The sequence below is a fragment of the Symbiobacterium sp. genome, assembly GCF_040797425.1.
Classification (GTDB): Bacteria; Bacillota; Sulfobacillia; order Symbiobacteriales; family Symbiobacteriaceae; genus Symbiobacterium.
The window spans coordinates 1-13486 of sequence record NZ_JBFNEH010000047.1; the positions used below are offsets into that span (position 1 = coordinate 1).

Annotated in this window: 12 protein-coding genes; 4 read left to right on the plus strand and 8 right to left on the minus strand. The window is 69.0% G+C overall.

Features of this window, described 5'->3' with window-relative positions; all coding sequences use genetic code 11:
* Positions 1-69: 69 nt before the first annotated feature.
* A complete protein-coding gene (gene cydB / locus AB2385_RS13525) occupies positions 70-1098 on the minus strand; it encodes a cytochrome d ubiquinol oxidase subunit II (RefSeq protein WP_367655546.1) in 1029 nt (342 codons plus the stop codon).
* A gap of 29 nt (positions 1099-1127) precedes the next feature.
* The gene (locus AB2385_RS13530) at positions 1128-2468 is read right to left on the minus strand and encodes a cytochrome ubiquinol oxidase subunit I (RefSeq protein WP_367655547.1); all 1341 of its coding nucleotides are present in this window, start codon (positions 2466-2468) and stop codon (positions 1128-1130) included.
* A 237-nt stretch (positions 2469-2705) separates the two neighbouring features.
* Between AB2385_RS13530 and AB2385_RS13535 the strand changes: the two genes are divergently transcribed.
* Entirely contained in the window at positions 2706-3854 is a 1149-nt protein-coding gene (locus AB2385_RS13535) for a cysteine desulfurase family protein (protein ID WP_367655548.1), read from the plus strand.
* Between the two features lie 506 nt (positions 3855-4360).
* Complete coding sequence (locus AB2385_RS13540) at positions 4361-4924, plus strand: YdcF family protein (protein WP_367655549.1); 564 nt, start codon at positions 4361-4363, stop codon at positions 4922-4924.
* Positions 4925-5003: 79 nt separating this feature from the next.
* Here the strand turns inward: AB2385_RS13540 and AB2385_RS13545 are convergent, their stop codons facing one another.
* From AB2385_RS13545 to AB2385_RS13555, 3 genes are all read right to left on the minus strand, one after another.
* A complete protein-coding gene (locus AB2385_RS13545; protein ID WP_367655550.1) occupies positions 5004-5231 on the minus strand; it encodes a hypothetical protein in 228 nt (75 codons plus the stop codon).
* A gap of 94 nt (positions 5232-5325) precedes the next feature.
* Positions 5326-5979: a nitroreductase family protein gene (locus AB2385_RS13550; protein ID WP_367655551.1), complete on the minus strand. Its 654-nt coding sequence runs from the start codon at positions 5977-5979 to the stop codon at positions 5326-5328.
* 84 nt (positions 5980-6063) lie between these two features.
* Positions 6064-6546, minus strand: coding sequence for a hypothetical protein (locus tag AB2385_RS13555; protein ID WP_367655552.1), 483 nt, complete (start codon positions 6544-6546; stop codon positions 6064-6066).
* Between the two features lie 200 nt (positions 6547-6746).
* On the opposite strand from AB2385_RS13555, the gene AB2385_RS13560 reads away from it, so the two are divergent.
* Positions 6747-8606, plus strand: a complete 1860-nt coding sequence (locus AB2385_RS13560) for a glycoside hydrolase family 20 zincin-like fold domain-containing protein (RefSeq protein WP_367655553.1) — start codon at positions 6747-6749, stop codon at positions 8604-8606.
* 71 nt (positions 8607-8677) lie between these two features.
* Here AB2385_RS13560 and AB2385_RS13565 read toward each other — a convergent pair whose 3' ends face one another.
* Positions 8678-9835 (minus strand): exo-beta-N-acetylmuramidase NamZ domain-containing protein, encoded by a 1158-nt coding sequence (locus AB2385_RS13565; RefSeq protein ID WP_070105439.1) that lies wholly within the window; start codon positions 9833-9835, stop codon positions 8678-8680.
* Positions 9836-9874: 39 nt separating this feature from the next.
* Here AB2385_RS13565 and AB2385_RS13570 point away from each other — a divergent pair, with 39 nt between their 5' ends.
* Positions 9875-11026, plus strand: coding sequence for a serine hydrolase domain-containing protein (locus AB2385_RS13570; RefSeq protein ID WP_367655554.1), 1152 nt, complete (start codon positions 9875-9877; stop codon positions 11024-11026).
* A 59-nt stretch (positions 11027-11085) separates the two neighbouring features.
* Here AB2385_RS13570 and AB2385_RS13575 read toward each other — a convergent pair whose 3' ends face one another.
* Both AB2385_RS13575 and nagZ read right to left on the minus strand, forming a co-directional pair.
* Positions 11086-11817 carry a PIG-L deacetylase family protein gene (locus AB2385_RS13575; protein WP_367655555.1) on the minus strand — a complete coding sequence of 244 codons (732 nt, stop codon included), beginning with the start codon at positions 11815-11817 and terminating at the stop codon, positions 11086-11088.
* A 70-nt stretch (positions 11818-11887) separates the two neighbouring features.
* On the minus strand, positions 11888-13441 hold the full coding sequence (gene nagZ / locus AB2385_RS13580; RefSeq protein WP_367655556.1) for a beta-N-acetylhexosaminidase: 1554 nt from the start codon (positions 13439-13441) through the stop codon (positions 11888-11890).
* Between the last annotated feature and the right edge of the window lie 45 nt (positions 13442-13486).

Here is a 13486-nt window from a genome sequence, read left to right on the forward strand (position 1 = left end):
CTTCCATGATCACACCCGGGACCTCAGTCTTGGGGGGGGCCCCGGCCGCCGCGGTTGGTGGTCGGTGGACTAGTAGTGTTGCGCCTCCGTGCCCGTGCCCTTCCGGCCGAAGAGCTTATAGGCCCAGACCTGGTAGAGCAGCACGAAGGGCAGGAAGATGACCACCACAAAGAACATGAACTGCAGCGTGTACTGGCTGCTGGACGAGTTGAAGGCGGTGAGGCTGTACGCCGGGTCAATCTTGGAGGGGAACATGTTCGGGAAGAGCCCGATCACCGCGGCGATCACCGTGAGGCCCACCGTCAGCGAGCCGGCCAGCAGCGCCAGCAGGTGGTTGCTCTTCCGCAGGTAGACCAGGGTGAGCAGCAGCATCGCCACCGCCAGCACCGGCACCAGGAAGAGGACAGGAACCTTCACGTAGTTCTCCAGCAGGTTCGTGGCGAACGGGGTGTAGACCAGCCAGGCGGCGGCCACCACCAGCACCACGGGCCAGATGCGGTTGGCGAAGTTGTGCGCCTTGGTGCGCAGATCACCTTCCGGGGCCTTGTGGGCCAGCCAGGAGGCGCCGTTCATCAGGAAGGCGACCACGAAGAGGACACCGGTGAGCAGGCCGTACGGGTTGAGCAGGCTGAGAATCGTGCCGTGGTAGCCCTGAGCATCCAGCAGCATGCCCTGGAAGATGTTCCCGAAGGCCACGCCAAAGAGGAAGGCCACCAGGAAGCTGGCCACCGACAGCACCCAGCCCCAGATGCGCTGCCAGGACCGGTCGTAGTCCATGTGGTGGTAAAACTCGATCGCCACCGCCCGGAACATGAGGCTGAACAGGATGATGAACAGGGGCAGGTAGAGCGAGCTGAACATGGTGGCGTAGAGCTTGGGGAAGGCGGCAAACGTCACGCCGCCGGCGGTGATGACCCAGACCTCGTTGCCGTCCCAGATGGGCGCCAGCGACCCGATCAGGTGCCGCTGGTCTTCGTCCTTCCGGAAGACGCCGGCCAGCATGCCCGATCCCAGATCAAAGCCGTCCAGCCCGAAATAGATCGCCCAGAGGAGCCCCCACAGGGCAAACCAGATGACCTGCAACACTTCGTGGGACATCCGTCATACCTCCTTCGCACACGGGCGGACTAGTCTGCCACGGCTGCCTGCCGCTCGTCCATGGCCTCGGGGCCGGCCTTGGCGTAGCGGACCAGGAGGTACACGTCCAGGCCCACGAGGATGGCGTAGAAGATGACCACCAGGGCCACGCTGGTCACCACGTCAGCGAGGGCTACGGGCGAGACCGAGTCCGACGTGGTGATCAGGCCGTATACCGTCCAGGGCTGCCGCCCCACCTCGGCCACCATCCAGCCCAGCGTGGTCGAGATGTAGGGCAGCGGGAAGGACCAGTGCAGGAACTTGAGGAGCGTCTTGCGCTCCATCAGGGTGCCCTTGCGCTCGTGCCACAGGGCGAGTACCGCGAGGAGCAGCATCAGGACTCCCACGCCCACCATGAGCCGGAACGACCAGAACGTGGGGGCGACGGGCGGCCGCTCTGCGGGCGGGACGTCCTTCAGGCCCTGCACGTAGGCATCCGTGCTGCCGTAGGCGAGCCAGCTGGTGAGGCCCGGAATCTTAAGCAGCTCAACCGCGTTGCGCTCGTTTGCCGCATCGGGGACGACGATCAGGGGCATGCCGACGTTGGAGCCGCTCTCCCACAAGGCCTCCATGGCCGCCAACTTGGTGGGCTGCCGGATGGCGACGTTGCGGCCGTTGAAGTGGCCGGTGATGGCGTTGCCAAGGGTGGCGATGACGGCGAAGACCGTCGCGATTCTTACGCTGGCCTTCATCATGTCCACGTTCTGCCTGCGGAGCAGGTGGTAGGCCGACACGGCCAGGATAAAGAAGGCGCCCACGCTATAGCAGGCGAAGATCGTATGGATGTACATGTACCAGGCGTAGGGATTGAAGAGGACCTCCCAGAAGTTCACCAGCTCAGCCCGGTTGTTGCGCAGCACGTAGCCCACGGGGTTCTGCATGAAGCCGTTGGCCGCGATAATCCAGACCGCGGAGAGGTGGGTGCCGAGGACAACCAGCCAGCCGGCCAGCAGGTGCATCTTCTTCGACAGCTTGTTCCAGCCGAAGATCCAGATGCCCAGCATGGTCGACTCAAGGAAGAAGGCCATCAGGGCCTCCACGGCCAGCGGCGAACCGAAGATGTCGCCCATGAACTCCGAGTACCGGGACCAGTTGGTGCCGAACTGGAACTCCATGGCGACGCCGGTCACCACGCCGAGGAGGAAGTTGATGGTGAAGAGCTTGCCCCAGAACTTGGTCAGGGTCTTGTACTTCGGATCCCCCGTGCGCACGTACAGCGTCTCCATGATGGCAGTGAAGAGAATCAGTCCGATGGAAAGCGGCACGAAGATGAAGTGGAAGCCGACGGTCAAGCCGAACTGGATCCGACTCAGCATCGTAACGCCGTTCAACGCATCTCATCCTTTCCCGGCATCCGCCGCTTGACTCGACAGTCGTGTGACCGAACTTGGTATGTGACGCGCGTCACTATACGTGACTAGTTTTAGTCTAGCAAGAGGTATAGGTACTTGGTATGAGGCAAAGGAACAATTTCACTCATACCTGCATCTGCATTGGACACCGTAGGTAGCCCTACAGCGGGGGCCCCAGGGCGGGGGCTCTACAGCAACCGACGAGGAGGACTTAAGGTGGAGCGGACAATCTACCTCGACTACAATGCCACCACCCCGGTGGATCCGGCAGTCGTGGCGGCGATGCTGCCTTACTTCAACGAGCACTACGGCAACCCGCACTCCCAGCACCGGCTCGGGAGTGCGGCCGCGGCGGCGCTCGCAGCCGCCCGGGAGCAGGTGGCCAGCCTCATCGGCGCCAGCCCGGGCGAAGTCGTCTTCACCTCCTGCGCCAGCGAGTCCATCAACCTGGCCCTCAAAGGGGTGGCGTTCGCACGCGGGCGCGGGCATATCATCACGTCAGGGATCGAGCATCCCGCGACCCTCCAGGCCTGCCGGTACCTCGAGCGGGAGTTCGGCTTCGCGCTCACGGTGCTGCCCGCGGACGGCCAGGGGCGGGTTGACCCCGACGCGGTGCGCCGCGCCCTCAGGCCCGACACCATCCTGATCTCGCTCCTGCACGCCCAGAACGAGACCGGCGTGATCCAGCCGGTGGAGGAGGTCGGCCGCATCGCCCGCGAGGCGGGCGTGCTCTTCCACGTAGACGCCGCGCAGAGCTGCGGGAAGATCCCCGTCAGCGTGGAGGCGATCGGCTGCGACCTGCTTACCGTGGCCGGTCACAAGCTCTACGCCCCCAAGGGCGTGGGTGCACTCTACGTGCGGCGCGGGGTCAGCATCCACCCGCTGATCCACGGCGCCGACTACGAAGAAGGACGCCGGGCGGGCACCGAGAACGTGCCCTACATCGTCGCCCTGGGCCGGGCCTGCGAGATCGCCGAGATGAAGCTGGTCACGGGCGAGCCGCGCCGGCTGGCGGAGCTGCGGGACTGGCTGGAGGCGGCGCTCACCGAAGCGCTGCCCGTGCGCGTGACCGGCCAGGGCGCGCCCCGCCTGCCCAATACTCTGCACGTGCGATTTGAGGGGCTGGTCGGCAACGACCTTCTGGCGGCGGCCCCGACTGTCGCCGCCTCCACCGGGTCGGCCTGCCACGCCGGCGTCAGCGAACCCAGCGCGGTGCTGCTGGCGATGGGACTCTCGCCGGCGGACGCCCTGGGCGCCGTACGGCTCAGCCTCGGCCGGCCGACCACCCGGGAGGAGGTGGAAGCCGCCGCCACGGCCCTGATCGACGCGGCCAGGAGGCTGCGCGCCGGCGCATGGCACGCATAACCAGATACGAGTCCGAGCCAGACTACAGCGCAGGGAGGATCCGGCAGCACTAGACCATCTGCGCCGTTAGGCTCAGTCAAAAAGAGCATCCTCGTCCCACCAAACGCGACAGGGGAATTCGCGCCGGATGGCGAATACCCTGTCAAGGAGCGAGGAGGTGAGGGCCGTTGCGCTACGCACCCTTCTGCCGTTGCAATGACCCCGTGGCAATTCCCCTCCTTGCGCCGCGCGCGGCCATCGGACCGTGCGACCGGGCTGGCGGGCCGCGCGGCGGCCTGCCGGAAAGCGAACAGCGTGCCATCACAATCGCCTTTGTTTCGGAATCGGGCACCCGTGCGGAGCCGGGCATGTGGCCAGGCTCTCCGCGATGGGGAAACTGATTGCGAGCAAAGGCGATTTTCGCTACCCGCCTGACCGGCGCCCGGCGGGAGGCGCCAGAGCGGCAGGGACCGCCCGGTGGGGAGAGCGGGCGCCAGGAAAGATCACGCGCCAGGGAGGAATGCCAGATGAACCTGAGACTGTACGAAGGCATGTCGCTCCGGGAGATTTCCGAGTACCTGTTCGTAGAGGATGAGCCGACACCCGGGGACCTGATTCTGGTCTTCGGCGGCAAGCGGCTCGAGCGGGCTGAACGCGCTGCGGAGCTCTACCACGCCGGCCTTGCGCCCCGGGTCTTCATCGCCGGGGGTGACAAGCGGGGCATCGGCGTCTGCGAGGCGGAACGACTCCGCAACCACATGATCGAGCTGGGCGTGCCGGCGGAGGCCATCGACATCGAGTGCGAGTCCCTCAACACCATCGAGCAGGTTCGGTATGCGGTCGCCCGTATTGAGGAGACCATCGGCTGGAAGAACATCCGGAACGTCCTCCTGGTAAGCGCTCCCCACCATATGCGCCGTGCGAAGCGCACGCTGGCGAACTATATCCCCCGCGAGACCAAGATCACCTGCTGCCCCGACCGCCGCACCGACATCACCCGGGACAACTGGTGGCACACGGACGAGGGGAAGAACCTGATCTACCGCGAACTGGAGAAGGTTCGCACCTATGCCCTGCACGGGAACCTCTAGTGGAAGTAAGTTCCCCCTGGCCGGCAACGGCCAGGGGGTTTTCCGTTTCAGTCACCGGGGTGCACGTGGGTTGCGGAACCTAGTGCCAGTTCCGCTGGGGGAACTGGCGCAGCTCGCCCGGCCCCGGGGCCCTGGCGCGACGGAGCGCCGGGTAGAAGTCGCGGAGGGCGCGGAGCACCTCCCAGTGCCAGAAGGAGCGCCACCGCCGCCGCAGCCGGCTGAGGAGGGCCGGCAGCCGGCGCTGCCAGCGCCCGGAGCGAGGCCTGAGGCCGCTCCTCCTCCCCTTGCCGGGGCCCCGCCTCCCCATACGCCCTCACACCCCCCGCGCGTGAAACCTGCCGTATCCATTCTTCCCCCGGCAGGCCCCCGACATACGGGCGCGGGCATGAAGGCGGCACCGGTCAGCGGATGAACTCCATCACCTCCGAGAGCGGACGCCGCGGCGGCGCCTCCCGCTCCTCGGCGGGGAAGCCCACGGGCACCAGCGCGACGAAGTCCCAGCCCTCCGGAATCTGCAGCAGGCGCTCGATTTCGGCCTTCGCCTGCAGAGGACCGGCCATCCAGCAGGCCCCCAGCCCCTGCTGGTGCAGGGCCAGCAGGAGGAGCATCACCGCCGCGCCGATGGTCTGGATGCGGGACGAGCCGAACCGGCGCCACTCCGCCATCTCGCGGGCAGCGGGGTCGGCAGGCCCGCGGGCGGCGAGCAGCTTGTCGGCCACGGACTGGTAGGCGCCCACCTGCACGGCGATGCAGGCCGGGGCGTGGCGGAAGAAGGCGCAGGTCTTCACCCAGCGGTCGGCCTGCTCGCGGTAAGGCTCCGACTCAGGCCAGGACGCCATCAGCCGGCTGCGGGCCTCCACGGCGTCGGCCAGCTTGTGGATCAGCTCCCGGTTCTTCACCACCGTGAAGCGCCAGGACTGGTAGTTCCCCCCGCTCGGGGCCCACGTGGCCAGCGCGATGGCCCGCTCGAGCAGCTCGTCGGGCACGTCGTCGGGACGGTATTTGCGGATCGAACGGCGGGTGCTCACGAGTGCGAACAGTTCCTCAAACTCCATGCAGCACAGCCCCCTTAACGGCAGCACGCCGTGGGCGCCACGGCGTGCGACGTGCATATGCGTTCCCATCAGGGTCGGCCTGTATCAGGATGCGCCCTCCAGCAGGCGATCGATGTCATCGGCCGAGAGCCGCGACCGCTTGCCGACCAGCTTGCCCGAGAGGTCGAAGAAGAGCCAGTCGCCCAGGCCGGCCTTCAGCTCCTCCTGCATGGCCGCGGCGTCGGGATGGCCCACGTCCACGTGGATGAACTCGCAGCGGCTCCGGTACCGCCGCTCCAGCGGACCGTCCACCGGGCGGGAGAGCAGGCATGCGAGCGAGTAGTCGCTGTAGAAGTGCAGCACCACGGGCCGCTGGCCGCCGCGGGACTTGCGGAGCTTCTTCTGCGGGTCCGCAGGGGTCACGCGGCCCCGCCGGGCGGCCACCCAGTAGATCATCAGCGCCGCGGTCAGAACGAGCACCGAGATGTACCCCGCCAGTTGCCAGCGCAGCACCCAGGCGATGACACCGAGGAGAACCAGTACCAGAAGGCTCGTCAACAAGTACGAAAAACGGCGGATGAAGCGCATCAGACAGGTCGACCTCCTCATGCTCCTCTGCTCGTGCTACTTCCTCTGAATTCCCCGCCCGATTGCCCAATCCCTTCCATGGGCTCTCGCCCCGGGGTAGGGGATGCGCCGCGCACCAGCGAATGGAGAAGCTATGGTGTGCCACTCACTGCAACACGCGGGGCGGGCCGGGGGCACGCCCCGCAGCGGGAGGTGCTATTATGCCAACCCTTCCCCTCCTTCCCCAGCCCCGCACCGTCACCTGGGGCGACCAGACGGTCACGCTGCCCGAGACGCTCTGGGTGGTCGTCCTGGGCAGCCACGACCTGCTCCTGCCGACCCTGCAGCGGTTCCAGTCCGCCGCGGCCCGCGCGGGCATCACCGTCCACCTGACCGCCAGCCCGGTGGGCCTCTCCGGGGAACTGCACGTGACGGTCGACACCCAGGACCCCGGCATCACCCACCTGCAGGGCTACCGGCTGACGGTCTCCCCCGACGGCATCACCATCGGGGCCAGGGCCCCGGCCGGGGCCGCCTACGGCCTCGCCACCCTGAAGCAACTGCTCTCCGGGGGGCGGCGGGTGCCGGCGGTGGCCATCGCCGACTGGCCCGACTTCCGCCGCCGGGGCGTGATGCTGGACATCAGCCGGGGCAAGGTTCCCACGATGGAAAGCCTCTACCGCTTCGTGGACCTCCTGGCCGATCTGAAAATCAACGAGTTTCAGCTGTATACGGAGCACACCTTTGCCTACCGCGAACACCGGGAGGTCTGGCAGGCCTATTCGCCGATGACCGGCGAGGAGATCATGCTCCTCGACCGCTACTGCCGGGAGCGCTTCATCGACCTCGTGCCCAACCAGAACTCGTTCGGCCATATGACGCCGTGGCTGATCCACTCCCGGTACAAGCACATGGCCGAGGCACCCGACGGCTTCGAACTGCCCTGGGGCGGGCGCCGGAACGAGCCGTTCTCGCTCTCCCCGGCCGAGCCCTCGGTCATCTCCTTCCTCGCCGGGCTTTACGACGAGCTGCTGCCGCACTTCACCAGCCAGTACTTCAACGTGGGCTGCGACGAGACGTGGGACGTCGGCCAGGGCCGCTCGGCCCGGGCGGTGGCCGAACGGGGCGAGCACGAGGTCTACCTGGAGCAGTTGCTCAAGATTCACCGGCTCGTGGCGGAACGGCGCCGCACGATGCAGTTCTGGGGCGACATCATCATCAAGTACCCCGAGGCCGTGGCCCGGCTGCCGAAGGACGTGATCGCCCTGGAGTGGGGCTATGAGGCGGACCACCCCTTCGACGAGCACTGTGCCGTCTACGCCCACGCCGGCGTGCCGTTCTACGTCTGCCCGGGCACGTCCACCTGGATGTCGCTGGTGGGGCGCACCGAGAACGCCCTGCAGAACATGCGCAGCGCCGCCGAAAGCGGCCTGAAGCACGGCGCCCAGGGCTTCCTGAACACCATCTGGGGCGACCTGGGCCACCAGGACTACGAGCCCGTCGCCTACCTGCCGGTGGCCTTCGGCGCCGCCGTGAGCTGGGCGCTGGAGGCCAACCGGGAGGCCGACGTGCGGCCGTTCCTCGACCGCCTCGTCTTCGAGGACGGGGCAGGCCAGATCGGCAGCGTGCTGTACGACCTGGGCAACACCTACCTGGCGGCCGGCCCGCGCATTCACAACGGCACCGCCCTCGGCCGCCTCTTCCACAGCGCCCGGACCTGGCGGGAATGGAAGCTCCTGCCCGAAATCGACTTCGCCGCCCAGGCGGAGGCGGTGCGCCGCGCCGCCGCCGGCCTCGACCTGGCCGACCTGCGCTGCGCCCGGGGGCCCCTGGTGATGCGGGAGCTGCGCAACGCCGTTCGCCTGCTCCTCTTCCTCTGCGACCTCGGACAGACGCTGCAGGGCGTGCTGCGGGGCAGCCTGCCGTCTGCGGAGCAGCGCGAGGCGCTCGGCCGGGAGCTGGAGGCCATCGCCTGCGAGCACCGGGACCTGTGGCTGCAGCGCAACCGTCCCGGCGGGCTGGAGGAGATGAGCATGCCGCCGTTCCGCGCCTGGCGGGAGGAGCTGAAAAACCTGGGCTAAATCGCACAGGGCCGCCAGAGCCTGGCGGCCCCGTGCCCCCTGCGGCACACACGCCCCTCTACCACGCCCCTCTACTTATACAAGTGGTATGCCGCCGACTCCGCGGCGAACCGGCGCGCCTCCTCCTCCCACTGGGCCAGCACCGCCTCCAGCGCCAGCTCGCCCTCGACCGCCCGGTAGAGCAAGTCGGAGCCGCTCAGCCGGTCGACGGTGCGGGTCCCGTCCCACGATACCCACTGGAACTCCCCCGGGTGCAGCCGCCGCACCACGTCCAGAACGTGCGCTCCCAGCGCCACGGGCCGCACAGCCTGCCGGTTCACGATATGGACCTGCACGCCCCGGCACAACTGCCCCTGGTACTTCGACGTCCAGGGCGTGAAATAGGCCGGCCGGAACAGCACCCCGGGCAGGTTCCGCCGCTTCAGCTCGGCCACCGTGCGCCGCTCGTCGAGCCAGGGCGCGCCGAACACCTGGAAGGGCAGCGCCGTACCCCGCCCCTCCGAGAGGTTCGTTCCCTCCAGGAAGCAGAGGCCGGGGTAGAGCGTGAGCATGTCGAGCCCGTTGGCCGCCGGGCTGGGCGGAACGAAGGGGAGGCCCGTCTCGTCCCACCACATCGTGCGGCGCCAGCCCTCCATGGGCACCACGGTGAGGTCGCAGCCCAGGCCGAACCGGTCGTTCAGCCACCGGGCAATCTCCCCGTGGGTGAGGCCGTGGCGGGTGGCCACGGGGTAGAGGCCGACGAAGGACTCCAGCCCGGGCCGCACAACGCCGCCCTCCACCTGCACGCCGCCGATGGGGTTGGGCCGGTCGAGAACGACCAGCCGCTTGCCGCTCTCCGCGGCGGCCTGCATGCACAGGGCCAGGGTCCAGGTGTAGGTGTAGAAGCGGGCCCCGGCGTCCTGGATGTCGAAGAGGAGCACGTCCACCTCCCGGAGCATCTCCGGCGTGGGCTTGCGGTGTTCGCCGTACAGACTGTACACGGGCAGCCCGGTCACCGGGTCGGTGGAACTGCTCACCTTCTCCCCCGCCGCCGCGTCCCCGCGGATGCCGTGCTCCGGCGAGTAGAGCGCCGTCACCCTCACGGCGGGGTCCGCCACCAGCAGGTCCACCAGCGACTCCAGCTGGCTGTTGGTTCCGGTGTGGTTCGTGATGAGGCCGACCCGCACGCCCGTGATCAGCTCCTTGCGGGCGGCGAGCAGCACCTCGTTGCCAAGCCTGATCCTGGCCATGTCGCATCCCTCACGCTTGCCAAAGGAGTTGACCGAACCGTGAACGCCGTACCGATCGTCGACGCCCTGCACGAGACCCACTGGCCCCGCGGCCTGCGCGCGGCCGGGCCTGCGGAGGCCGGGTTCGACCCGGAGCGCCTGGAGCAGGCCATCGCGCTCCTGGAAGCGGAGATCGCCGCCGAACGCCTGCCCGGGGCGGTTGTGGTCATCGCCCGGGACGGAAAGGTGGCCGTCCACCGGGCCCTCGGGTGGGCAGCCGTCTACCCGGAGCGGCGGCCGATGCGGCCGGAGACCCTCTTCGACCTGGCCTCGCTCACCAAGGTGATCGCCACGCTGCCGGCGGTGCTCCGGCTGATCGAGCGGGGCGACATCCGGCTCGACGACCCGCTTCACCTTTTCTTCCCCGAGTACCAGGGCGAGGGGCGGGAGGAGATCCGCATCCGTCACCTGCTCACCCACACCGCCGGCCTCCAGCCGTTCAGCCAGGCCTTGCGGGACCCCTCCCGACCCCGGGAGGAGCTCATCGCCCGCATCGCCACCCTGCCGCTCGAGGCGCCCCCGGGCACCCGGATCATCTACAGCGACCTGGGCTTCATCCTGCTGGGCGAACTGGTAGCCAGGGTCAGCGGCCAGCCGCTGGAGCGGTTCGTGCAGGAGCAGGTCCACGGGCCCCTGGGGTTCACGGAGACCGGCTTCCTGCCCACGGGCGAGCGCGCTGCCCGGGCTGCGGCCACCGAGTACCGGGAGCGGCTGGGCCGCTACCAGTGCGGCGAGGTGCACGACGAGACGGCCACCGCCCTCGGGGGCATCGCCGGCCACGCCGGGCTCTTCAGCACGGCGCCCGAGGTGGCCGCCTACGGCCAGATGTGGCTCGACGGCGGCGCCGGGGTGCTCTCGCCCGCGATGGTGGCGGCGGCCACCCGTGACCAGACGCCGCACATCCAGGGCCCGGAGCACCGGGGCCTCGGCTGGATCGTCGCCCGGGAGGACTCGGAGTCGCTGAGCTGCGGCGACCTCTTCAGCCCCGGCTCCTTCGGCCACACCGGGTTCACGGGCACCAGCCTCTGGGTCGACCCCCACCGGCGGCTGGTGGTGGCCCTCCTCACCAACCGGGTTCACTTCGGCCGCACTCCGCACATCATCCGCCTGCGCCCCCGGTTCCACAACGCGGTGGCAGCGGCGCTGCGGTAGGTCGGAGTCGGCCAGAGAACTGCCAGGGCGCACTTGCCCTGGCAGTTTCCGCATTGCGATCAGAGTTCCAGCGGCAGCCGGTCCCCGGCGGCGTATTGGCGCAGGCCGCCCTTGGGCACCATCAGCGTCGCCGCGTACTTCCAGTTCAGCCCGCCGCCCAGGCAGCCGCGCAGCCGGGCCAGCGACTTGTAGTAGTCCGCGTACGGCCAGCCGGTGCCGCCGTTCCACAGGGCGAAGCTGGAGAGGGCATCGCAGTACTGCTCGAAGATGGGCTCGGGAATCTCCACGTAGATGTCCGGCTCGTAGTCCTCCATGTCCTCCCAGTTCTCCGAGAAGTAGACGCGGCGGGTCCAGTGGGCCGGCTTCGCCCGCTCGATCCGCTTCAGCGCCGCGAAGAAGTGGGCGTCCATGGCGATCTTGTGGGCATGCCGATGGTCGCGGTGGATGGAATGCTCCGGGTGCGTGATGATCACGTCAGGCTTGATGTCGCGGATGATGTCGCAGACCTCGAGGGAGATCTCGTCGTTGTACGGCAACTCGGCGTCCTTGTAGTTCAGGACGATCGACTCCGCGCCCAGCTTGCGGGCACACTCGGCGGCCTCCCGCCGCTTCTGCTCGGCGTACTCCTCGGCCGAGAGGGTGGGGTGGCCCTTCTCGCCCGGGGTGAGGCTCAGGATGAACGCCTTGTGCCCCGCGGCGGTGTACTTGGCGATGATCATCCCGGCGGAGAGTTCCTGGTCAGCCGCATGCGCACCGATGGTGAGGATTCGCATCTCCCTGGTACCCGTCATGACCGATTCCTCCTTGTCTTCGCAATCCGTGACAAGATCGGAGCCGTGTCGCGGTTCCGTTGCTTGCGCGTCAGTCGCTGTGCCCCGGCAGCGCCACGGGCAGACGGCCCGGCGCCGCCGCCTGTCCCAGCAGGCAGCGCAGCGCCGCCTCCGCCGCGAGGGGCCGCTCCTCGTACATCACCACGGCCCCCGCCATCCCGGGCACGGCCAGCAGATCATACGGCCCCCGCTGCGGCACGAGGACCACGCGGTGGCCCGCCGCCTGCAGGGCCCGCACCAGGGCCACCTGGCCGGGGAAGCGCGGCGCCAGGAACGTGGCCACCACCACCGGGTCGGCCCCGGCTGCCGCCGCCACCAGCCGCTCCACCTCGTCGGGGTCCGGGTCCCGCCGCACACCCACGGCCCGCAGAGCCGGGGCGAGCCGTGCCGCCGCCTGCAGCACCGGCGAGCCGGCTGGCTCCCTTTCCTCCACCTCCACCACGGGGGCGGGGTCGACGGCGAGGAGCAGGGCCCGCTCCGGCCGGAGGGGCACCAGGGACCCGAGATCGCCCACGGCGGTCACCGCGGCTGCGGCGGCCTCGGCAGCCAGCGCCTGATGCGCCGGGGCGCCGACGTCGGCCAGGTCGGCCGTCTGCCAGCGTTGCGCCACCCGCTCCCGGGCGGCCCGCACCCGGCGCAGCGCCTCCTCCACCCGCCATGCGGGGATGCGGCCACTCGCAATGGCGGCCCGCACCGCCGCGATCGCCTCCCGCTGGAGGCGCTCAGTGTGGGAGATCAGCACCAGGTCGGCGCCGGCGGCGATGGCCTGCACCGCCCCCTCCGCGGTCCCCGCGTGGTCGGCGATGGCCTTCATCTCCATGCAGTCGGTGATCACCAGCCCGTCGAAGCCCAGTTGCTCCCGCAGGAGGCCCGTCAGCACCGCGGGCGAGAGGGTGGCCGGCCGGTCGGGGTCCGGTTCCACCGCGGGAAAGACGACGTGGGCCGTCATGATGGCGTCCACCCCCGCCGCGATCGCCCGGCGGAACGGCACCAGTTCCACCGCCTCCAGCCGGTCCATGCCGTGGGGCACCCGGGGCAGGGCAAGGTGCGAGTCCACGTCGGTGTCCCCGTGGCCCGGGAAGTGCTTCGCAGTGGCCAGCACTCCCTCATCGTGGTGGCCGCGGATGTAGGCGGCCCCGTGCTCGGCCACCCGGGCGGGGTCAGATCCGAAGGAGCGCACGCCGATGACCGGATTGGCAGGGTTGACGTTCACGTCGAGCACCGGGGCCAGGTTCATGTTGATGCCCATCGCCCGGAGCTCCCGGGCGATGCCGGCACCCACCCGTCGGGTGAGGTCCGGTGAGCCGGCGGCACCCAGGCTCATGGCGCCGGGCCAGGGGGTGACGGCCAGCCGGAGAACGATGCCCCCCTCCTGGTCGACGGCGATGAGGAGCGGGAGATCGGGACTGCAGGACTGGATGCGCGCCGTGAGGCGGCGGGCCTGGTCCGCCGAGACCAGGTTGCGTGCGAAGAGGATGACCCCGCCCACGCCCTCCGTGCGGATGAGGGCCTCGGGCACGTCGCCGGGGTCGGTGCCGCGGAAACCGATCATGAAGAGTTCCCCTGCGCGCTCAGCCAGAGACATGGCCGTCACTCCCCTCATACTCTGCTGAATGTATACTGGAGGACT